The organism is Streptomyces sp. NPDC002520 (assembly GCF_053595235.1).
Window position 1 is genome coordinate 110,000 of the sequence record NZ_JBSFXG010000019.1, and the last position, 24,446, is coordinate 134,445.

Sequence of the window (24,446 nt, forward strand, 5' to 3'; positions counted from 1 at the left end):
CCTGCCGAGGCCGGTCCCCAGGGTCGGACTGAAGGGCACACCAAGGCCCTTGGCCAGTACGGGCGTGTTCATCGCCGCGCCGAACGCGCCGGTGATCAGGCGGACGGGCGCCGAGACGAGCTCCATGGGCTGCTTCGACATGCTGATGTCGACGCGCAGGGTGAAGGCGTGGGTGAAGGCCGTGGCCCCGCCCACCGTCATCCGGTGGATGTCCAGCTCGGAGGCCGAGTTCGTGGTGCCGGCGCCGCGGCTGCGTGAGTATCCGATGCTCGCTTCGAGACCGCCGTTCCTGTGACTCCCGCCGGAATCCTGGTCGGCGATCCGGAGCCTGATCCCGGCCTCGCCTCCCAGGGAGTATCCGGTCGTCGTGGTGTGCGCCACTTCCGAAGAACCCTGGGCGCGGCCCGTGAGCTCGACGTCGGGGTGGTCGGCCTGCTCGGTGGCGGCCGCCACCGACTCCATGCGTACGTTGACGGCCAGGTATTCGGTCGTGCCGAACGGCGAGGGCTTCGGGATCACCCGCAGGACGCCCGAGCCGAGCAGCGCCGGTACCTGCGCGGCCAGGGCGCGCGGGGAGAACGCCGAGCGGACGGCGTCGAGCACGCCGGGGGAGGTGACCCCGCGGGCGGCCAGCAGCCGCTGGATCACACCGAGCACGCCGTCCGCGCGGAACACCTCGGGGTGGGCGACGCCGACGCGCAGCAACTGCCCGGCGTAGGTGTGCGTCGGGGTGGCCGGATCCGGGGTCACCGGCCGCGATTCCGCGGAGCCGGTGCCGTCGGAGGGCCCCGCCGGCGACTCCGGCTCCGAAGAGGGTGTGGGGGCCGGCCGGAGGATCTCCGCCGCGCGCCACGGCGGCATCAGCATCTCCAGCCCGCCGTTGACCCGCAGCCACCGCTCCCCGGTCTCGGTACGGGACCCCTTGCGGCGTTCGAGCCGCACGTGGAACACGGGGTCGGCGGTGAGCCGGTCCTTCGTGCCCCCGTAGGTGGCGCGGCTGATGCTCATCATGCCCTCGGCCGTCTTCCGCGAGGTACCGCGCGCCACGTCGGCCGACACCTGGAGGGCCCCGGCCGCGCGGCTCTTCGAGGCTCCGCCGCCGTCCTGCTGGTCCGGGGAGTCGTGGCCCTCTTCCTCGTCCACCGGCGTGGTCGCGTCCCCGCCCCAGCTCCCCTGCGGACCGAGCTGGAACGCCAGGGTCCCGGTGACGGCGCTGCCGTTCTCGTCGGCACGGCGCGAGGTGAGCTGGCTGTACTGCTCGATCTCCACCGGTTCCGAAGTCGAGCCCTGATGACGGGTGTTGTAGGCGGCCATGCGCAACGTCAGGCGCTGCTTCCAGCCGTCGCGGTCCGGGAGGGCGACCTCGAAGCCCTCGTGGGAGGTCAGCGCGCCGAAGTACGCGGCCAGGGTGTCGGGGCCGGTCGCCTCCAGGAACTCCTCGGGCCACAGGGTGGAGTCGGCGAGCCACTCCCCCTTCATCCCGTTCAACCCCTGGTAGACCTCCGCGATGTGCCGCCCGAGGGCCCGCACCGCGAGGAACGAGGGGCGTACGCCGGAGGAGCCGCTGGTGGTGAAATCAGCGCGGACCTCCCCCGCCACGTCCGCCGGCTGCTCGTTGTGGTGGGTGACCGTGCCGATGGTCCCCAGCTCGGAGGGCGCGAAGGCGGTGGGGGGTGCGAACACCTTCGGCAGCAGGACCTGCGCGGAGGTTCCTCCCGGCTTCTCCAGCGCCCAGACCTTGCTCTGGCGGACCGTGCCCGTCGAGGACATCCGGTGGACCGCCAGCTCCCAGCGGAGCTGGTAGTTCCCCTGGTGGACCAGGCCGTTCGTCTCGTGCCGGTTGGTCTCCTTGACCGTGCCGACGAGTTCGTTGCCCAGTTCCCTGCCGTACTGCAAGCGACCCCGGAGCGCGCCCAGTTGCAGGCGCAGCCGTGAGCCCACGGGGACCCGGAGGGCGGCGCCCAGGCTCCCGGAGGCGGTCCACCCGGTCGACATGCTGCCGGTGAGCCCCCAGGCCGCCGTGGCCCTGGTGTTGACCGACATCGAGTAGTCGGCGCCGCCCAGCCGCCGTCCGAGCGTCGCCCGGAGGCCCAGCCGGTACTGCTTGCCGTTGAGGTGCAGTACGTGCGTGCGCCCGACCAGCAGGTCGGCCAGGGAGGCCTCCAGAGCGGGCGTGCCGAAGAAGACGGAGAGCCGGCGCAGGACGGGAGCGGTCACCTGGCTCGGGCCCGCCATGGTCCGAAGGGCGGCGGCGAACTCCCCCAGCACGGACTCCGATCCCGGCAGCGCGAGGAGCGTGCTGAAGCCGAGCCCCTGCGCCTCCTGCCGCCGGGCCGCGAGGGACAGCGGCTCCGAGGGGTGCGGCGGGGCCGGGGTATGCCGGCGCGGCCCGCCGCCGCTCGGGAGGCCCGCGGCCTGCATGAGGGCGAGCACCCCCGGCGAGAAGACCAACTCGGGCTGCGGATCCGGGGCAGGTTCCGTGTCCTGGACGGCCTGGGGCTCGGGGTTGGCGTGGCTTTCGAGTCCCGGCGTGAGGATCGCGCCGAGGGTGCGCGTCTCCCAGTCGGCCGCGCCCTGCCCGTACCGCCATGGCACGCCGATCTCGCCGTACGTCTCCAGGACCACCGGCTCGATGCCCCGGTGGGTGTCGGAGTCGATGGTGACCGTGAGGCGGACCTTCGCGTCGTAGCGCGCGTACTCCTGCGCGGCCGTGTTGAGCACGGTGTGGCTCTGGGCCTTGGTGGAGGTGGCGAAGCCGTCGCTCCGGGTGGCTCCGAGGGTGACCATGGCCAGCGGCAGGACACCGCGCGGCTGGTCCTTGACCGGGGCACTGGTGAGTCCGAGTACCGAGTTCCCGAAGGAGATCGAGGCTCCGCTCGAACCGGTGCGGGACTGTCCACGGGTGGCACCCAGGCCGAGGTCGGCCCGGGTGCGCAGGGCCTCGGTCACCTCGCGCAGCGTGGCGCCGGTGACCTCGGCGCGGATCCCGACGTGGCCCCGGAACTCCGCGAGCCTGCTGAGCTTGTGCCGGACGGGCGCGCTGCGGTCCCCGCTGGTGAACCAGAAGCGGCTGCGGTCCAGGGCCGCGGCCTCGCTGACCACCTTCTGGATCTCGGCGGACACCGTGGCCACGGCGTCGGGCCGCAGTCCCGCCGCGCGCAGCCTGGCCTGGATCCCGGCGACGACAGGGACGAGGTCGAGGGCGTGCAGCGTGCCCTGGGTGTGGTCGGCCGCGTTCTCCCGGCCGGCCGGGATGTCCGCGGGCGAGCTGACCTCGTCGAGGCGCAGGGGCACCGGCGGCGCCGAGAAGATCTTGGGGAATTCGACCCCGATGCCGCGGGGCACCACGACCGAGTGCGGGTGGTGGACGCCGTCCAGGTAGACGTGGATCCGCAGCTGGCTGACGAAGGTGGCCGTCCCCCTGATGAGGGGCTTCATGCCGGAGATGACCTCCTGCTCCCAGCCGCGGGACCGGCCGCGTGCGAAGGACAGGCCGAGGTGCGGCACGCCCGCGGTGGCGGCCGAGGCGAAGGCGGAGGCCAGCTGGAAGCCGAACTGGAGCATCGACTCCAGGCCGGTGGTGGTCTCCGTCGACCGCTCCCCGCTGTCGCTGGTGGAACCGAAGGCGATGCGGTAGCGGGTCGGGGCGCCCGGGGCCGGCCCGGAGCCGGGGACCGGGGCCACGAGGTCGGCGGGGGTGGGGAGCAGCCAGACGAGCTTGTCCCCGACGGCCAGCCGGGTGCCGTCGCGGAACAGGGCCGACCACGCCTCCGGAGTGTTGGTGAGGAGGAGTCGGACCAGTGCCTGCTCCACCTCCGGCCGGATCGACGCGTCCAGGTGGAGGGCGGTCGCCGCGGCCCACAACCGGGCGCGCTGCTCGGTCCAGACCGGTACCGTCTCCACGGTCATGGAGCCGACGGCACCGCCCCGGACGAAGGCAGGTGCCACGACCTGGGGGGTCTGCTCCGGGGGCCCGGAAAGCTCCGGCTGCTCCGGCTGCTCCGGCTGCTCCGAGGACCAGGAGGGCTCCGGCTGCTCCGGGGCGGGCGGCTCCTCCCCGGTCGGCGGTTCCTTCCCCACCGGGCCGTCCGCGATCAGCTCCTCCGCGACCTGTCCCTCCTCGGGGATGGTCGCCAGGGCGGGTCCGGCGGAGGTGGTGGCCGGCGGGGCCGGGGTCAGTTCGGACGGCTGCGGGGCCGGGGTCAGGTCGTACGGCTGCGGGGCCGGGGTGATCGGCCGGAGTACGGTCAGGGCGCGGGCCGCGGCGGTGGGGCTGTAGAGGACCGCCCCGTCGGGGACCACGACCTGCACGGTGCCTGGCGCCCCGTTTTCGGGCCGCCAGGTGAGGGTCCACACCACGTCGCCGGTCCGCAGCAGCCGGTAGGAGCGCCTGCTGCGCTTCTCGCCGGTGTCCGCGGTGTTGCGGTCGCCGCCGGTCTCCGCGAGCCAGGTCGTCTGGAGGGTGCCGGTGCCGGTGACCCCCTCGTGCACGTTCCCCGTCGGGCCGGTCGTGTCCTGGTCGGTCACCCGCTGGTTCAGGCGGAAAGCGAGGTCTCCCCGGACCGAGAGCCCGTGGTACTGGTTGCTCCACGCCTTCTTTCCCGACCGGGTGAACGTCCGGCTCGTCGCACCCGAGATGGTGATGTCGCCGGGCTTCACGGCATGGACGCTCTGGACGTCCGCGGAGACGGTGAGCACCCCGGACGTGTCGCCGACGACGCCCGGGATCGTCAGCCCGACCTCCAGGCCCCGCTGCGTCATCGACAGGAAACGCCCCACCATGGACGCCGGGCCGAAGACCGCTTCCAGGGTCTCGGTGGCGGAGATGGGCATGCCATGCCAGGAGTGGGCCGCCGGGGAGAGGTCACGCAGCAGCCCGTGGGCCGCCTCCCGCAGCGTCCCGAGCCCGGAGACCGAGGAGACCATGGTGTCCCTGAGCAGCACCGGGGTGAGCGGCAGCCCGGTACGCGCCGGGGCTTGGGTGACCTGGGTGATCCGGGGCGCGGGACGGGGTCGGCGCGCACCGGTGCCGGACGGTACGCCGATCTCCTTCGGGAACGCGAGCTTCAGCTGCCCGGAGAGGTCGGTCGGGCCGACGCGATGGGTCAGGACCCGGCCGACGGAGGGGGCGAGCGCCGGAAGGACCATGCCGGGCAGCGAGCCCAGGACCGGCACCCCCGCCGTCAGGGCGCGGTGGACCCGGATGTCGACCGACATGCTGACCGTGTGCCCGCTCAGCCCGAGCACGCCCACGCCGCGCAGCGCGTTCAGCACGGTGTGCTCGGTCGACACCGACTGCCGGAAGCCGCTGGTACGGGTGCCGCTTCCCTGGAGGGTGATCGTCGCGTCCTGGTTGACGTCCCATGGCGCGAAGGAGGCGCTGGCCAGGGAGAGCGTGCCCTGCGCGCTGTGGGAGGAGACGACATCGGTCGCGGTCTGGAGCAGCCGGGTCGCGTTCCCGGCCCGGTCCCACAGGCGCAGCTCGCTCGTGCTGCCCAGCGGCTCGGCACGGTGGAGGTTCGCCTTGAACACGATCTCGGCGACGGAGGTGGTGCCCAGGTCGCGGTCGGGGACGTGCAGGGTGAGCCCGTCCAGCAGGGCCTCGACGGACGAGCGGACGCCGGTGCGGGAGGCCAGCTTGAAGAACTCCCGCTCCACGGCCGCGGCGTGCTCGCGCCCGAGGTTGGCCCTCATCCAGGGCATCACCTGGTCCGCGAGGAACGCCCGCAGGTCGGGGATGTCCCGGACCAGCGAGATCCCGAGCGCGCCGTCCTCTTCGACGGGCGCCACCAATGGTTCGGCCGAGCCGATGGTGCCGCCGGAACCGTCGGAGTCGCCGGGGGCCTCGGGCAGGGCCGCCATGGGGTGGTCTTCCGGAAGGAGCTCCAGTGCCACGGCCTCCGCGGCGCTGAACAGCATCAGGCCGTCGACGGTCACTTCGCCGGTCGAGGCCCGCTCACCGAAGCGGCTGAGGCCGAGCGCGCCGCCCACCAGCTCGGGCAGGCCGCTCTCGTTCCATGCGGAGAAGCCGAGCCGCAGTCTCACCCGGGCGTCGCTCCACACCTGGGCGCCGAGGGAGGCGTCGATGAGATCCGTACGGCCGATCAGGCCCTCGATGGAGGTCTCGGGGGCGTCGTCGGTGTACTGGTAGCCGCCGCGGACGCGCAGGGTCTGGTCGGAGGCGACACCCAGCGGCAGTTCCACGCCCCCGCCCATGCCGGAGAGGGCGTTGCTCCTGTTCCGGGTGACGACGCTGCGCGCGCTGTGCCCGTACAGGGAATAGCCGAGGGACGTGGTGGGGCCGATGGAGCTCAGCCCCACCACCTCGGCATGCAGGGTGACGGCCGCCATCTGCCGGGCGCCCGACCAATGGGTGCCGACCTCGCGCTGGAACAGCGTCTGGGATCCCTGGGTGAAGTCCGGCAGCCGCTGGCCGAGGGTGTGCAGGATCCCTCGCAGGGCCGCGTGGTCGATCGCGTGGAGCCCGCTGACGCCGACGCTCGCGAGACCGGACTCGATCGCGGTGAGCGCCGGCCCCGTGTGCAGGTACGTCAGGGTGTCCAGGGGCAGGTACCCGGTGGGGTCGGGGGTCCCCACCAGGCCGCTGTCGGCGTGTCCGGTGGGGACGCGGGCGGGCAGGCCGTCGGGGCCCTCCTCGGAGCGCAAGGACGTCGCGGACACGGGTTCGTGGCCGTCGGTCGGCGTCTCGTCGAGGAGTTCGTCGGGCAGGACGAAGGTACCGGTGAAGGTGACCGGCACCGTCCGCAGTTCGCGGGGCGGGGCGCCGGCGCCGGCGGTGACGGGGCGCGGGAGTCCCGCCTCCGCGTCGTGGGGGCCCGCCGGCTCACCGACTTCACTCGGTTCGAAACCGTCCCCGTCCCCGTCCACATCCCCGCCGCCGGGGAGCGGGCCCTTGACGTCCGGGTCGTCCGGGAAGGCACCGGGCATGCGCTCGCTCGATCCCTGCCGGGACGGGGCGGAGCGGTCCTGGAGTTCGATCTCCTCGGCCTCCCGGGCCAGCGTGTCTCCCCCGATGGTGGCGGGGGCCGGCGTGTCTCCCTCGATGACGGCGGGCGCCGGCGTGTGCAGCGGCAGCCGCTGCTCCACGCTGACCTGGACGGTGAACCGGGTGACGAACTCGGTCATCCATTCCGCGAGCACTCCCGTGCCGGCGCGCGCCATGACACCGCTCTGGGTGATCTGCGTGCGGGTCAGGCCCCGGGAAGCGTTGCCCCGGGGCACCACTCCGTCGAGCGGCCCGATCTGGGCTGCGGCGATGTTCAGGGACAGGTCGGCGGCGGCGCTGAGCGCGCTCCCGCGGGTGGAGGTCGTCGTCAGGTCGTGTCCGTAGGCGCTCAGGATCTCCATGTCGCCGGAGAGGGTGCGTACCTTGGCCGCGCTCTCCTGGTCGTACGTGGCGCGCGCGGTGACCTGGATCTGGTGGTCGTCGTCCAGCCCGGTCAGGACGACCGACTCGCCGACGTTCAGCATGGCGGGGAGCCTGCCGCGCAGTTGCTGGCCGCCCAGGGCAGCTGTCAGCTTGGCGAGGTTGCCGTGGAGCCGCAGGGTGTCCGCGTCCGCGCGCGGGCCCGGGCCGCCGGTCCCTTCGGGCGGCAGGAAGCCGGGGAACTCGGACCGGACCAGCGCCAGGGTCCGCAGCAGGATCTGCTGGGGGCCCTCCGGGTCGAGGTCGCCGATCCATACCGCTCCAGGCAGGTATGCGCGGAACCTGTCCGGAATCGTCAGCCGGCGCTCGGGGGCGGTACGGGCGCGCTGCTCCGCGCCGTGCGAGTCCATCTCCTCTGCGGGTTCCGTGCGCCAGCCGTCCGGTACCTCCGCGGCGAGCATCCGTACGTACGACGTGAGCGGGACGGTCTGGGTGCCGCCCTGATCGTCGGTAAGGGTCAGTTCGGTGTCGAACCGGACCACCGTGGAGCGTTCGTGGAGCATCAGCTTGGACGTGTCGATCCCGGTGACGGATTCCCCGGGCGTGCTCGTGCGGACGGTCCGGGTGCCGGTCAGCCCGGCGTTGGCGGTCAGCCGCACCTGGGAGGTGCCCGCCGTGAAGTTGACGGAGCCGCCGAGTTGCAGACGGTCGGTCTTGGTGAGCTGCCGTCCGGCGGTCGTGACGTGGGCCCGTTCGAACTCGGTACGGCTGAAGTCGTCGTCGCGCACCACTGTCGGGTTGACATGGCGGGCCTTGACGCTGATCACCCCGTGCCGGGTCCCGTCGGCGGAGAAGTACTCCGGTGAGCGGAAGAACCCGTCGGTGGCGTCGTGCATGCCGGCGATCAGGGTGTCGAAGGAGGCGAAGTCCATGAGGACGGCGTGGCTGGGGTGACCCACCTCGGCGAACTCGGGCCCGGCGAGCCGGAACACGGCGGACCGGAAGGCTGCGGCGCCCTGGATCACCTCGAAGTGGGCGCGGCTGCCCAGGCGCACGTCGCCCCCCGGGGTCGGCGTACCGGGGACGGGCGTACCGGGGACGGGCGTACCGGGCACCGGGGTGGCCGGGACCGGGGTGTCGGCCGGTTCCCAGGACTGCCAGGCGAGCTGCCCGGCGGCCGTGTTCTCGCTTCGCAGCCGGGAGGCGGTGTCGAGTGCGGCGCGCAGCAGGTCGGCGTCGGCCTCGCGGGTGGCGGTCCGCTGGTTCCAGTACTCCGAGGTGGCGTAGTCGGGGCCGTCCTCGTCCCGGGGCAGGGAACGGGTGGCCTCGCGGGCGACGTTGATGAAGAGGGCGTTCTCCTTGAAGGCGTGCCACTGGCCCCGGCCGCCGCCCGGGAGCAGGACCACGGCATCGAGGCCGAGGCCGGACAGGAAGGTCACGGCCCGGTAGGAGGAGTGCTTGACGCCTTGGTGGTCGAGGACGGTGGAGCCGACGTAGGTGGTCTCCGCCCTGTTCGCCGCCGACCACGGGCCGCGCAGCAGGGCACCGAAGCCGCGCAGCCCCCCGGTCAGGCCGAGGGCGCCGGAAAGGGAGGCGTCCTGTTCGGTCGCTCCGGTCCGGGTGCGGCCGGCGAACTGGGTGGCGCGACGGTCGGTCATCCCGTGGACCCGGGCCTGCCGCTCGCCGTCATCCTCGCGCAGTTCGCGCGTGGCCGTGTCGAACACCTCGTTTCCTACGAGGACTTCGCCGCGCGGGTTGGTCAACTGCGTCCAGCCGGCCGGACGGGCCCGGAGGATCAGGGTGAACGCGGTGTCGCCGCTGCCGATGGGGAGGGTGAGCGCGTCACTGATCGCGGCGCGCAGGTCGTTTCCGGCGTTCAGGCCGCTCAGGCGCTGGTCGAGGGCGGGGCCGGCCTGGGCGCGCAGGGATCGCGGCAGCAGGCCGATTACGGCGTCACGCACGGAGGCGAGCAGCGTGTCGTCGACGATCTCGTATCCCTCGCTGCCGCTGCCGAGCCGGAAGTCCGGGTCGGTGAGGTGGCTGGGCGGCGCGAAGAGCAACAGGGTGTCGGCGGCGTCCTGTTCGGCGACCCGGTCGACGGGGGCGTGCTCCGTCACCGCCTCCCCGAACTCCTCGTGCGGGGCATCCCCCTCGTGGGACAACGGCCCCACCGCCCCGAGCGGGTCGGCGTCGACGGGGACGCGGGCGGGCCCGGCGGGTCGCGCCCCGGGCTCGGACACGGGGTCGGGCAGGGGCGCGGGAGCGGGCTCCGGCAGGGCCGAGTGGCTGTTGAGGTCCGTCAGGGGGATGCCCTGGATGCGGGAGACCGTGTTGAACGCGGCCCGGGACACAGGCTCCGGCCACTCGGGTGACGTGGCCACGGCGTAGCGGGTCCGCTGGATCCCCTCCAGCGAGGCCGGGCCGAGCTTGCCGGTGAGGACCGCCTGGGCGCGCTGCTTCGGGGTCAGGGTGATCCCGGCGCCGTTGAGCTCGCTCAGGGGGATGGCCGGGCCGGTGAGGTCGACGGGTCCGGGCGGCAGGTCGGCTTCGGTCATCGCGTCGGCGACCCAGCGGCCCAGCGCCGCCAGATCTGGCCGGCCGTCGGAGTCGCGCAGCCCGGGCTCCAGGAGGTCGAGGGACGCCAAAGCGCGGAACAGGCCCCGCGGGCTCGGGTCGGTCGCCTCGGGAAGCGGGAGCGGCTGCTCCGCGCCGCCCTCGTCCACGGGACGCGCCGGGTCCTCCTGGCGGTCCGGGGCGCCGGCCAGGTCTCCGGGTTCCCGGGCCGTACGGGACTCGGGGTCGGGCGTGAGGGGGTTGGGCTCGGGCGTGACGGGGTCGGGCTCGGGCATGACAGGGCCGGGCTCGGGCGTGACGGACACCGGCCCGAAGGTCACGCGGTCCGGCGTCGCCGGGTAGTCGACCGTGATCACCGCGCTGCGGCCGCTCGTCCGCAGCCCCGGGTTGAGCAGGACGCCCGCACCGCGCGAGGTGGCCGCGCCGGTCGTGGTGAACCTGAACCGGTCCGCCGCGCTCGGCTCCGCGCCCAGCGAGTCCAGTTCCTCCGACACCAGGCGGAGCAGCACCGTGCCGGCGGCCTCGGCGCGCTGCTGTCCCTTCCGCCGGGCGGCGGCCGGCGAGACGGCCAGCAGCTGGCCGTTGCCGTAGCCGACGATCCGGATGTGCGGCACGGCCTCCGGCACTCCGTGCCACTCGTGCGCGTAGGCCGCGAGCCGCCGGGCCAGCGGGCGCAGCGCGTCGGTCTGGGTGTCGCTGACCCGGACGCCCTCGGCGAACATGACGCTGTGGGTCTCGTCCCGGCCGGTGGCCGGCGCCGACTGCGCGGGGTGCGGCAGCGGATGGTCCAGGATCACGGGCCCCGAGGCGTGCACGGCCTCGATGGCGGCGAGTGAGGCCTCCGACACGACGAGCCCGCCCTCGGGGTCCGCCATGACCCCGCCGTCCCGCACGGCCGTCGAGTCGGCCGAGGAACGGAACACCGCCTCGGCCGAGACGTAGCGGTCGGACTCACCGAGGTAGTGCAGCAGTTCGTGGAGCAGGAAAGCGTCGGTGTCCCCGCGGTCGAGGTGCAGTTGGTCCGGCCGCGGCAGGCGCTCCCCGGCCGGGGTCGAGGAGACGACGATCGGGTCGTCGTGCGTGTCGCCCCGCTTCAGCTCGACGCGTACGTGCAGACGGTCGCCGGAGTTCTTGAACCTGCGCCCGTGGTCGTTCAGCGCCCGGTCCAGGATGCCCTGGAGACGCTGCTCGAACACCTCCCGGTCGTCGGTGCGCAGGCCGACGACCGGGAGGTCCAGGGTCACGTCGCGGACCCACAGGTCCGGGGTCACCTGGATCCGCCGGATCTGCGACCGGACCAGGACGGTGCGCCCCTCGGCCAGGGAGCTCGGCGCGGGGTCGAACCGCTCCGTGTCGAGGTACACCACCGGGGCGTCGTCCCGGCGCGCGGCCCAGGCGGCGTCGGGGCGCACGGCGGACGGGACCGGGCCGGGCACCCAGGGGCCCCTGCTGATCCGGTCCGAGGGCGGGGCCTGCGCGGCCCGTCGTCCCGTCACGCCCTGCCTGGCGCGGTAGGCGTCGACCAGCGTGTCGACACCGCCCCGGGTCCGCAGCCGCTCGACCAGGTCGAGCGAGCGGATCAGTTCGGGGGCGTCCTCGGCGTATTCGATCGGGAGCGGACCGCTCATGGACCGGGTGCCGCTGTTCTCCCACACGTAGTCGTTGCCCGAACGGGCCCGGCGCTTGGACCACCCGTAGACGAGCAGGTCCACGGTGCCGTCCTCGGGGTTCGCGACGTACGCGTAGGTGAGGCCGCCCCAGCCCGAGCCGAGGTGGGTGTGCAGGGGTCCGTTGAGGTAGGCGGAGCCCTCTTGGGGCTGCTTCTCACCCGAGGCCAGCCGGGACAGGAGTCCCTCGTGTCCGCTGAGCAGGCCCTCGTGCATGCGGTTGGCGTACCGCACCTGGCGGGAGAACTCCCAGGTCTGCGGGTCGGCCGAGTCCAGCGCGGTGAACCGGGCGCGCACCTGCTCGATCCGCTGTTCCACCGCCGCGCGGCGTTTGTCTTCGTGCCGCCGCCAGGCGGGTTGGAGGGCGTCGCGTACGAGCTTCCGGATCTTCGGTGCCAGGGCCACGTCGATGGAGCCGAGGTACCCGTCCAGGTCCCGGTCCAGGTTGCCGGTGAGGGGCTCCTTCCCGGTGTAGTGCGTGTAGGTGAGGATGGGCAGGGCGTCGGGGTCCGCGTCCAGGAGTTCGACCAGGTCGTGCCGGACGAGCAGCAGGGCTGCCACTTCCGGGTGGTCGGGCAGCCGCGTCAGGATCGCGGGACGGTCCACGAGCCAGCCGGTCAGCTCCTGGTCCTGGGCCAGGATTTCAACAACGGACGGGGCGGACTCGGCGAGTGCCGCCAGCCTGGCGGCCTGGCCCGGCGTCCCGGCCGGTCCGGACCGCGTCTGCGCGGGCGTCGGCACGGAGGCGGCCGTCGGTACGGGAGCGGGTGCCGGTGCGGGGTCCGGCTCCGTCACCGGTGCCGGGGTGGCCGGGTCCACGGGGGCGGGGTGTGCCGCGCCGTACTCGTCCACGGCGCGCCGGAGCGCGTCGGGACCAGCCTTCGCGACCTTGCCGAGTTTGCCCTTCTTGCCGGTGCCGAGGGCGCGGACGGCGGCCTCGAAGTGCGGCTGTGCCAGGCCGTACCGCAGCAGGTCGGGGTCGCCGAGGACGGCCTTGGCGAGCGAGGGCTGGTTGTTCAGCAGGGTGGTGAACGCCTCGTCGGCGAACAGATCGCGCAGGTCCTCGCCGGTCAGCTCCTGGGAGGCTTCGGTCATGGTGTCGAGCAGGTTCGCCCGGCCCGCCGCCTTCGCCATGAGCGCGGGGTCCTCGGTCACCGCCGTGACGAGCGCGGGCAGACGGTCCAGGGCACGCCAGAGCCGGGACTGCCGATGGGCCTCGCGTACGAGGACCCGGTGGGCACGCACCAGGGCGAGCACCCCGGGCTTGCGCAGCTGGCCGGAGAGAGCCGGCTCGGCGATCACCGCCTCGGCCAGGCCCTGGAGGCCGCGCAAGGCGCTCACCAGGCTGGGGTCGGCGAGGACGTCGGTCGCCAGGCCCATGGCGCCGAGGGGGTGCAGCTCGGGGTGGTGGGCGAGCAGGTCGGCGAACCCGGGCACGTCGCGCATGGCCTCGGGCAGCCGCGGTTCGTCGGCCGTCGCGGCCAGCAGGTCGCGGGAGGCCAGGATCTGCTCGGTCACGGTGTGCGTCTGCTCCAGGCTCGCCACCAGACCGGCATCGGACAGCAGGCCGCGGACCTCGTCCACGTGCAGGAAGGCCTTGGGGTGCGCCGTGAGGGCCGCCGTCAGGGTCGGCGCGTCGAAGAGGATCCGGGCGAGGCCAGGGGTGCCGGCGACGGCTTCCAGGAGTGGACCGCCGGCGTCGGCCGTCACGGCGCGTATGACCGCGTCGAGGCGGTGGACCCGCTCGGGGGAGCCGTCCCCGCGCAGTTCGAGCAGTTCCTCGAAGAAGGGGTCGTTGTCCTGCAAGGAGGGGAGCAGCCGCAGGCCGTCGCGCAGCAGCGCGTCGGTCATGGCCTCGTCGGCCTCGATCAGGCGCTGGGCCGGGGACTGGTAGCCGAAGGCCCCGCGTAGGTGCGGGACCCGCACGAACCGGAAGAGGCTACGGTTCCGGGCGATCTGGTCTCCGCCGGTCCAGTCCCGTGCCAGCTCCTCGACCAGGAAGGAGTCCTGGACGAAGGCGTGGTAGAGCGGTCCGTTGGTGCGCAGCGCCGCGGTCAGCCGCGTGTTGAGGTGGAGGGCTCGCTGGCCGTTCTTCGAGGGGGCGGTGAGGACGGGGAGGAGGTCCGGCCGGTGGCGGAGAGTGGGGAGCAGTTCCGCGTTCGCGTACAGCAGGTGGAGGAGTCCGTCGTCGGCCGCTACGGCTTCCTGGAGTCCGGGGATCTTCCCGTAGGCCTCGTGCAGGGAGTCGAGCACACGCAGGCCTGTCTCGTCCTTCGCTCCGCGCAGCACGTTCCTGGCGGCCTCGTGTGGCAGGGCCAGGGTGCGCAGCCGGGCGGCGTCCTGCGCCGAGATGTCGAGGCCGGTCTCGGTCAGGGTCCGTGCGCCGCCGCCCTTGATCTCGCTCAGCAGGGCGGGGCGGTCCGCGAGGAGCGTGGTGAGGCGCTGCGGGTTCTGCTGGATGACCTGGGCGACGGCCGGCCGTTCCACCACCGCGTTGAAGACCTCCGCGTCGGTGGCGAGGAGCGGCAGCAGCGGCGCGGCCTGCTCCGTGGCGAGGGCATCGAGCAGTGTGTCGCCGAGCAGGAACCGCGACCAGTGGCCCGCCGTGCGCGTGGTGGCGGAGCCCGGGGTCCGCGCCGTCTCGGGCGCCTCCGCGGCGGCGGCCGCGAGCGCCTTCAGTACGCGGGTGTGCCGGCCGCCCGCCGCGGTGGCGTCCGGGGTACGCAGCAGCGCGTTCAGGACGAGCGGGAAACGCGCCGCCAGTTCCAGGAGCGCCGTGTCACCCGCCATCAGCGCGGGCAGGACGTCCGGCACCGCGTGCAGCAGACGCATGAGGTCGTGGTTGTCGTTGAACACCGAGAGCAGCAGGCCGTCACGGGTGACGGCCTCCGTGAATCCCTCCGTGCCGGTCGCGACGGCGTAGGAGTTGGCGTTCACCATGGCCCGGAGCGTGTACGCCCCGCTCCGGTGGTACGTCTCCACCAGTTCGGGGTGGCGCCGCAGCGTCTCCGCGAGTGCGTGGACCTCGTCCTCCAGCGAGGGGCTTATCCCCCGGACCCACGAGTGTCGGAGCATCACCCGGAGCATGCCTGGGACGAGCATGTCGTCCCCGTACTGCAGGAGCAGGTCGCGGGCGGTCTCGCCGTGCTGCGGGTGGAGCAGGCGGCGGTATTCGTGCGGTGCGGTGAGCAGGCCTGGATTCCCCGTCACGATGATCCCGGACTCCGGGTCGTCGAGCAGGGTCCCGATGAGCTCCTCGTGCCCGGTGAGGGCAGTGCGCAGGACCTGGTGGAACCGGCTCTCGGCCCCGCCGTCCGGCGCTGGTGCGGGCTCCTCCGTGGGGGGCGCCGGGGTGGCCGAGGCGATCACCTGCCTCAGGGTGTCCTGGTCGTTCGAGGTCAGTGCGTCGCGGAGGGCATGCGGGTCCTCCGAGAGCGTCGCGGCCAAGTGGGGGTTGGCGTAGGCGGCGCGCAGCAGCTCGGGTGCGCCGGCCAGCCGTTCGCCCAGTTCGGGAAGGTCGAGGAGAACGTCCGAGAGGAAGGGGTCGCTGTCGAGCACGGACAGGGTCCCGGGGTCGCGGTGCGACGCGTCCAGCATGCCGGGGACGCCCAGCACGGTCTTGATCTGCCCCGGATGGCTTCGCATCGCGGACAGCAGGGGCCGGTCGGTGAGGAGCCGGTGGAATTGCTCCGGTTCCGTGAAGACCTCCGCGTGGTCGTAGATCTCGTACTGGAGCTCCAGGCTGTCCCTGACGGCACCAAGGATCTGGGCCAACTCCACTGCCTTGTCCGGGCCTTGTTTGGCGAGGCCGCTCAGCAGAGACGCGAACGCCGGTACATCGCCCACCAGGTAGCTCGTCAGGGACAGCTGGTCGTGCCCCATGATGAGCCTGACCAGGTCGGCGTCGCCGCCGAGCGCCATGACCACCCGGTGGTTGCGCAGGACGATGTGGCGCAGGTTGCGGTCCGTCTCCAGCTCGCCCAGCAGGTCCATGTTGCCCAGGATCTGATCCACGGCGTCGTCGTCGCGCAGCAACGGCCCGACCTCGCCCTGCAGATCCGGGTCCCCGAGCGTTTCCAGTAGATCCGGGTGAGCGGCCAGTATCGCGATGATCCAGGGATGTTCGTCCACGGCCTTGGCCAGGTCGGTGGAGCGACTGGCGGCGTTCAGGACGTCCCGGTCCTGGGCGAGCGCGAGCAGCGTTTCCGTGGCCAGGGAGGGGTTGTCGGGGTGCAACTGGTGGGCGAGCAGGAACGCGACGACTTCACTGTCGAAAACCAGTTCCGGGTGTGTTTCGGACAGGAACTTGGCGTAAATGAGGAAGCTCTGCGCCGTCTCGGAAAGCCCGCGCTCTCGCTGCTCGGAGTCCGGGTATCCCCGGCCGAGATTCCATGCGAGCCATTGGTCGTAGGCGTCGCCGACCATTTCTGCGGCGTTCTCGGCGGTCAGGGGAGCGCCATGGGGCTGCGCCCCTGGCGTGGGAGCCGCAGAGGGCGTGGGGGCCTCGGTGGCCGTGGTCGCGGTGACCGTGGTGGTGTCGGCGGCCGTGCCGGGCCCGGTGGAGGATCCGGGTTCCTGACTGCCCGAGTTGGCCGGAGCAGTCTTCTTCTTCGGCTTCTTCTTGGACTTGGCGCCGCCGACCCGCCGCAGCGGGGCCGGCGTGGCCGGAGGCAGCGTCGCCACCAGGTCACGCAGCACGGCGGCAGCGGCCACCACGTCGTCGCCGCCCTCGGTCGCCATGAAGTACGCCAGCCGCCGCACCACCTGCTCCTCGGCCGACAGTTCCGCGAACGGGTCCGTGTTGTCCACGGACGACGGCGGCAGGTGACGCCCCGAAGCGAACAGCACCCGCGCCCGCGCCACCACCTCCCCCGTCTCCCTGCGGCCCCGAGGAGTCGCCACCAGCCGGCGCCACCCCTCCTCGAAAGCAGCCTCGTCGAAACCGTCATCCGGTTCGTCCCTGGTGGCCGGCCCCCGCCGCATGTCCTCCACCACGGCCGCCACGCCCTCCGGCGTCCGCAGCCTCTCGACCAACCGCACAGAAGCCTGGAACTCCGGCAGCTCCTCCACCACCGTGATCGACAACGCGCCCGAGACCGCCGCACCCCCGTGCCCGTCCCACCGGTAACCGTTCGCGTCATTCCGCCGCGTACTACGCCCGTACACCAGCGCATCGACCCGGCCGTCCTCCGGATTCAGCACATACGCGAAGGAGATGCCACCCGAACCACTGGCCGCGTGGGCGTGCAACGCCATGTTCGGCCGGACACGGTCATCCCGCGCACTGGTCCTCGCGGCCACCCGCCCCACCTCGGTCGCGAACTCCGCGAACCAGGCCTCACCCTGCCTGTTCCCATACACCACCTTCCCGCTGTGCTCCCACGTCGACGGGTCCCTCGCCTCGAACCGACCCAGCCGCTCACGGATCACCGACAGCCGCGCCTCCTCAGCCTCCCGCTGAGCGGACTCCAGGTCCCGCCAGACACCGCGCGCGGCGTCCTTGACCGCCTGATACCCCTCCGAACCCGGCGGCATGAAGTCCATCGCATCGTCATACGCCTGGAAATCCCGCTCGAAATCCCAGGACAACCCGTGCGACGCGGCGAACGTCGAGAAGGAATACCCTGACAACGTCTGAGGATGCCGCTCGACCTCACTGAAGAGACCCGGCGAGTAGAAGAGCAGGCCCTCCAGTTCCGGGTGCGCGGCCAGCGTCCCGGAGACCCCAGGAGTGTCCGCGACCCAGGCCGCGATCTCCTCATCCTGCCAGTCATGGGCACCCGCATCGGCGTCGTTGCCGGCCTCGGCCGGTACGTCGTCGCCGCTCTGCGGGGACGGGGAATCCGTACCGCCGGACCGCTCGGTGCTCGTCGGCTCCGCCGGCGCCGGGACGGCCTGGGTGGTGCGCGCCGCAGCGGCCGTGCGGACGGCCGCCTTTGCGGCGATACCGGCGGCTACCGCCTGGCGGATCGCGTCGGGCCCATCCGCGACCAGGTCCGCGAACCCTCGGGAACGGGCGAGTTCCCTGAGTTCGGCGGCGAACTCCGGTGTGCCCAGGGCGTAGACCATGAAGGCGGGGTCCCCGAAGACGAGCGCCGCCACTTCGGGCTGTCCTTCGAGAACCGCGGTGAGGCTTTCGGAGCCGAACAGCCTTCCGATCCGCGCCTTGGGGAAGGCGGTCTGCGAGGACAGCAGGACCTGCTGGAGGGCGGGCCGCCTCATGAGCCGCCGCAGGAGGGGCGACTCCTCGAGAACGGCTGCGACCAGCCCCGGCTGGGCCACCAGCACCCGCCAGACGTCCGAGCCCTCCGCGGCATCCTCGACCAGCACACGCTGGGCACGCAGCAGATCCCACAGCCTCGGCTGCCCGGACAACTCGCCGACCAGGGACGGGTTCGTCAGCAGACCCATCACCAACGGGGCGCGGCCGCGCAGGGTGGGCACCGCCGCCGGGTGCGCGACCAAAGTCTCGATCAGGGCGGGGTGCGTGGAGAGCAGCAAGGCCGTGTTCGGGTTGTCGTCGAGCAGGGCAGCCAGCCCCGGTACCTCGGCGACAGCGCTGACGAACCCCGGGTTCCGCATCGCGATGGCCGTCAGGTCGGTCCGTCCCAGGATCTGCCGGGCGGCCTCCTCGTTCGCCTCCAGATCGGCCATGAGACCGGCGTTGTCCAGCAGTTCCAGGAGGGACTCACCGTTCGGCAGGACACCTGGCTGGTCGCCCAGGGCCCGCGCCACCACCGGGGAACTCGCCAGGATGTCCACGACGCCCGCGTCGCCGGCCACCGCCGTCAGCGAGTCAAGACCCTTGGTCAGCACGGCCCTGACCACCACGTTCAGCTGCTCGACCTGCTCCGGGTCACGACCCTCCAGAATGTTGGCGAAGTGCCAGAAGAGCTCGCGCGAGCCTTCCAGGAGAGGCACGACTCCGGGAACCTCGAACGCGGCCTGGGCGAGCGGCTCACTGTCCTCCAGCACGGCCAGGGAGTCGGGCACGAGGGCGAAAAGGCGGGCCGCCTGGGCGGAGGTATACGCACGCCACATGTGACGGTTCGACGATACGGCCATTCTGCTGTCATGGTCGTCCGCCATCGACTCGCGCACGAACGCGTTGGTCGCGAAGGCGCTGTACAGGCTGCCGTTGGTCGCGAGGGCCTTCGTGAACGGCTCGTCGCTCCCCACGGCCTTGCGTGCGTTACGGGACTCCACGAGCACCGGCAGCAGGTCGGGACGCTTCCGTAGCGTGGACGCGAACGCGGAGTTCACCATGAGGAGGAAGCGGAACGAGAGGCTGTCGGCCGCGGCCTCCCGCAGGCCTGGTACCTCCTCGTAGGCCCGGTGGGTCTCCTCCAGGTTGGCCACGTACTCCGCGCGCTGCTGCTCCTCCTCGTCGTCCGCCGGCTGCAGCCCCTGGAGCAGGGCCTGGCCGTCCTCGAGGGACCCGAGCGTGAGGTCCAGGACGCGCTGCTGCCCCGGTTCGATCAGCCAGCCTTCCTCCGTGTATCCGAGAGGTCCCGCGTTCTCGATCTCCGCGCTCAGTGCGTCGACGTCTTCCCCGAGAGCGGTGTACCGCTCGGGGGCGACAATGAAGGCGTCGGGAAAAGCGGGCCGCCTCATGGCCGAGGTCAGCAGATCGGGTGCGGCGCCGAATGCCCGGTGCAGGGCGGCGTGGCCTTCGGCGGGCAGGACCGCGAGGAGGTCCTCGTCCGACAGGAAGCGGATCCAGTCGTCGCGACTCACCGCCGTCTCGTCCGGATGCGTCGCGGCAGCGGAGTCCGCCATCGCGCGGAACATCGTGCCCAGACCCCAGGTAGTGGTGAGGAGATCCGGCCGGTTCCCCAGCGCGTCAGTGATGTGCCGGAATTCCCGGACCATCCGGAGTAGTGCCCCGTCCGACGCCATCAGGGCCGGCAGGAGATCCCGGTTGTTCGCGATGACGAACGCCGCAGCGGCGTCCTTGTGGATGGCGCCGAGCAGCAGGGCGTCCCTCTTCGCGAACTCCCATATGCCCGGCACATCGGCGAGCCTGAGCATGTGGTCCGGGAGATGGGCAAGCATGAAGAAGTAGCCAAGGCCGGGACTCTCGATGAGGGAGTCGGCCGCGTCCGGGTGCAGCCTGGCGAACTGCCCCATGGCCCGTAGGGCCTGCTTGTCCGTCAGTGTCGTGTCGCGCAGGGTGCGGTGCCGCAGGAAGGCACGCAGCACTTCCCCGACCGGGAACTCGTCGTCCTCGGCCATCGCCTCGCGCAGCGGCCCGTACTCGTCACTCAGCAGCTTTCGCAGTTCATGCGGGTATTCGAGGGAATCGATGTGCGCCGCGAGGACTGCGGCGAACTTGTTCTGCCCCACCAGTTTGGCGACGAGCCGGCGCTCCTCAGGGAAGGCGGCGCGGGCCACGGGGTGCGCGCTGATCCGCGCCAGGGGGACCGAGGACGCCGCCTTCGCGGCGTCGCTCGGGGGCCATGTGTACGGGCCCTGCGACGCCAGCGCCTCCAGTAGAGCGGGCGGGTCGTCGAGCAGGCGGTCGAAGGCATCGGGCCGCGCCGACAGCACCTCCGCCAGGTGCCCGTTTCGGTAGGCGGCGTCCAGAAGCTCCCTGGCCCCGGCCATCTTGCGGGCGAGAGCGGGGCTCTCGATCAATACGTCGGAGAGATCCTCGTCGCCGTCCAGCGTGCGGACGATGTCCGGGTCGGCGGCGGCCGCGGCCAGCATGCCCGGGATCGCCAACACGGTCCTCGCCTGCCGCGGATGCCTGCGCAGCGCCGACAGCAGACCCTCGCTCTCGAAGAGCGTCCGGTACGCGGAGACATCGGCGAGGACCTCGGGGTGGTCCATCACCGCGACACTGAGGTCGAGATTGTCGTCTAGCTGCGAAATGACAGCGAGCCGCTGGTCTCTGTCCCGACTCTCCAGGAATTCCGCGAAAACCGGATTGTCAATCGCGACGAATCGGGCGGTTCCGTGCCGACCCACGAGCAACTCTTGCAGGATGTCGGCTCTGCCGTGCAATTCCGCGACGAGGACGAAGTGGTTTGCCAGGTGACTTCTGAAGACGTCGTCGGACTCCATGGCGTCGAGCAGCTGCGGGTTGGCCAGCAGCAGGTCCATCGAAGCCCTGTGCCGGATCATCTGTGCGGTGATGAAGGTGTTGTCCGGGTCGGTGAGGATCCGGCGGAGGTTCGGGCGCGTCGACAGCTGCTCGGGCAGGGCGGGGTGAGTGGCCGCAAGCTGCGCGGCCGGGCCGGAGTTGGAGACCGCCACCAGAACGGCGGGATGGCGCACCAGCTCCCGCAGCGCCGGCAGGGGCGGGTCGAACGAGCCCGTGCTCCGCAGCGCGATCAGGTAGTCGGCTACTTCGATGCCCAGGCCTGCGGGAACGGTACCGGCGTGAATCGCGAGGAAGCGCGCCACTGGGGTGATCGTGCCCAGGACTCGCGCCTCGGAGGCGGAGTTCCGTAGCCCGCGCTCCTCCACCCAGCGCTGGCCTGCCCGTTCGGCCAGGCGTCGTGCCTCGTCGCGGGTGATGCGGGGGGCCGGGGTGCTGGACGAACCGGCGGAGGGGGTGGCCGGGACCGCCCCGGAAGTGGAGGCCGAGGTGGAGGCCGTGGGCTGCTCCGGGGCCGCCTGAGTCCTCTTCTTCGGCTTCGTCTTCTTCTTGGTCCCGCCGACCCGCCGCAGCGGATCCGGCGTGGCCGGGGGCAGCGTCGCTACGAGTTCACGCAGGACGGCCCTGGCGGCCACCACGTCGTCGCCGCCCTCGGTCGCCATGAAGTACGCCAGCCGCCGCACCACCTGCTCCTCGGCCGACAGTTCCGCGAACGGGTCCGTGTTGTCCACGGACGACGGCGGCAGGTGACGCCCCGAAGCGAACAGCACCCGCGCCCGCGCCACCACCTCCCCCGTCTCCCTGCGGCCCCGAGGAGTCGCCACCAGCCGGCGCCATCCCTCCTCGAACGTGGCCGCGTCGAACGTGTCGGCAGGGCCGCCGACCGTCACCGGCCGCGTCGCCTCGTCGACCGGTTCGCCGCCGGTGGCCGGCCCCCGCCGCAGACCCTCCACCACGGCCGCCACGCCCTCCGGCGTCCGCACCCTCTCGACCAACCGCACCGAAGCCTCGTACTCCGGCAGGTCCTCCACCACCGTGACCGACAACGGACCCTTGACGGCCTTGCTCCCGTGCCCGTCCCACCGGTAATCGTTCCCCTGACGCCGCGTACTGCGCCCATACACCAGCGCATCGACCTTGCCATCCAAAGGATTCAGCACATAGGTGAAGGAAATACCGCCGGAACCGCTCGCCGCGTGAGCGTGCAGCGCCGTATTCACCGCGACACGGCCCTCCTGCACCGCGGTCCCCCACGCCACGTGGTCCACCTCGTCCGCGAACTCCCCGAACCACGCGGCACCCTGCCTGATGTCCCCGTACACCACCCGCCCACTGTGGTCCCACGTCGAATTCCGCACCGGAGAGAACCGCAGCAACCGCTCCCGGATCTCCCCCAGCCGCAGCTCCTCCGCCGCCCACTGAGCCGACTCCAAACCACGCCAGACCTCACGCGCCGCGTCCTTGACCGCCTGATACCCCTCCGAACCCGGCGGCATCACATCCAGCGAAGCGTGATACTCCTGGAAATCCGACTCGAAATCCCACGACATTCTGTGCGACGCCGCGAACGTCGTGAACGCGTAATCCCGCAAGGTCCCGGGATTCCGCTCGACCGCGTCGAACAGACCGGGTGAGTAGAAGAGCAGGCTCTTCAGCTCCGGGTGCACGTCCAACGTCTCGGAAACACCGGCCGTGTTCGCGATCCACTCCGCGATCTCCGGATCCTGCCAGGCCGGGAGACCCGCATCAGCCTCGGCATCGACTTCGGCCGGCGCATCGCTACCGCTCTCCATGGGCGGGGAGACCGTGTCGGAGGACTCCCCGGCGCTCGTGACCTCAGCCGGTGCGGCCGGGCCCGGCGCCACGGGTGCGGTGCGCGCCTCCGCGGCCGCGCGACTGGCGGCGGCCTTCTGGGCGATCCGCGAGGCGACCGCCTCCCGGATCGCGTCGGCACCACGCGCCACCAGGCGGGCGAACGACTTGCGGGAGTCGGCGAGTTCCTTGAGTTCGCGGGCGAAATCCGCAGTGTCCAAGGCATAGGACAGGAGGGAAGGGTCACCGAAGACCAGACCCGCCACCTTGGGCTGTGCGTCGAGAGCCGCCGGGAGGCTCTCGGAGCCGAAGAGGCTGCCGGCCTGCTCCTTGGTGAGAACGGCCGACGAGGACAGCAAGGCCTGCTGGAGTGCGGGGCGGCTGGCCAGCCGCCGGACAAGCCGCGGCTGGTCGAGCACCGCCTCCACCAGCCCCGGCTGCGCCACCAGCACCCGCCACACGACCTCACGCGCAGCGGCATCCTGCACCAGCACACGCTGCGCACGCAGCAGATCCCACAACCTCGGCTGCCCCGACAACTCGGCCACAAGCCCCGGGACGTCCCGCAGAGCAGTAACCAAATCCGCACGGCCACGCAACGTGGGCGCCGCATCAGGATGCGCGACGATGGCATCGATCAGCACGGGGTGCCTGGCGAGCAGAGCGCCGACATCCGGGCTGTGATCGAGCAGGCTCGCGAGGGCCGGCATCGCGGCCATGGCCATGACCAACTGCGGGTGGCGGATCGCGGTCAGCGCCAGGTCCCTCCGGCCCAAGACCTGCCGGGCGACCGCCTCGTCCACCTGCAGAGTAGCCACGAGCTCCAAGTTGCCAACGAGTTCCCTGAAGGACTCACCCGTCGGCAGGATCCCGGGCTGCTCGCCCAACGCCCGGGCCACCGCCGGAGCGCTCGCCAGCACGGTGGCGAGGTCCGGTTGTTCGGCGACCACGGTCAGTGAATCCAGCCCCTTGGTCAGAACAGCCCTGACCACCCTGTTCAGGTGCTCGATCTGCTCACGGGTACGACGCCCCAGAATCCCGCCGAGCCGCTCGAAGAGTTCGGGCGACCGGTTGAGGACGTCGGCGGCCCCGGGGAGGTCGAACGCGGCCTCGGCGAGCGGCTCGCTGGCGCCCACCACGAAGTGGGAGCCGGGCACGAGCGCGAAGATGTCGGCTACTGCCGCGGAGCTCGCCAGGCGCCACATATGACGGTTCGTGGCCATGGATCGCCTGAAACTAACGTCCCTGTGCGCCATTTCACGGACCTGCGCGTCGCTCATGAACGCGTTGTACAGCTTGGGGTTGGTCCCGAGGGCCGCCGTGAAGCGCCGGTCGGCCTCCAGCGTCCTGCGTACGTCGCTGTCGGCCAGGAGCAGAGGCAGGAGGTCGGGACGTATCCGCAGCGCGGACGTGAGCACCGGACCGGACATGAGGAGGTAGCGGATCGACACGCTGTCGGTCGCGGCCTCTCGCAGGCCTGGAACCTCCTGAAGGGCGAGGTGCGCGGCCTCAAGGCGGTCGGTGTACTCGGCGCGCCGCTGCGGGGCCGCGTCGTCGCCGGACCACATCCCCTGGATTGCAGCCCGCCCTTCCTCGACCGGGCCGAGCACCAGGTTCAGGAGCTCGTGGTCCTCCGGAACGATCCGCCAGCCCTCTTCGGTGAACCCGAACTCCCCCACACTCTCGATCTCCGCGCGCAACGCGGCGAGATCCTCCCCGTGTCGCGTGAAACGCGCGGGGTCGCTGATGAAGGCATCACGGAAAGCCGGCCGCCGCATGGCCGAGACCAGCAGATCGGGGGCCGCGCCGAACGCCCGGTGCAGAGCGGCGTTCTCCTCACGGCCGAAGGCCTCCAGCAGGTCCCCGTCCGACAGGAAGCGGCCCCAGATGTCGACGCTGACGG

Annotated in this window: 1 protein-coding gene (cut by both window edges); it reads right to left on the bottom strand. The window is 72.0% G+C overall.

The whole window is internal to a scabin-related ADP-ribosyltransferase gene (locus ACWD5D_RS25460; protein WP_451375051.1) on the bottom strand: the coding sequence, 69,549 nt in all, runs 38,328 nt past the left edge and 6,775 nt past the right edge, and what appears here is coding positions 6,776-31,221 (codon 2,259, partial, through codon 10,407, complete); reading right to left, the first codon wholly in view occupies positions 24,442-24,444. The start codon and the stop codon both lie outside this window.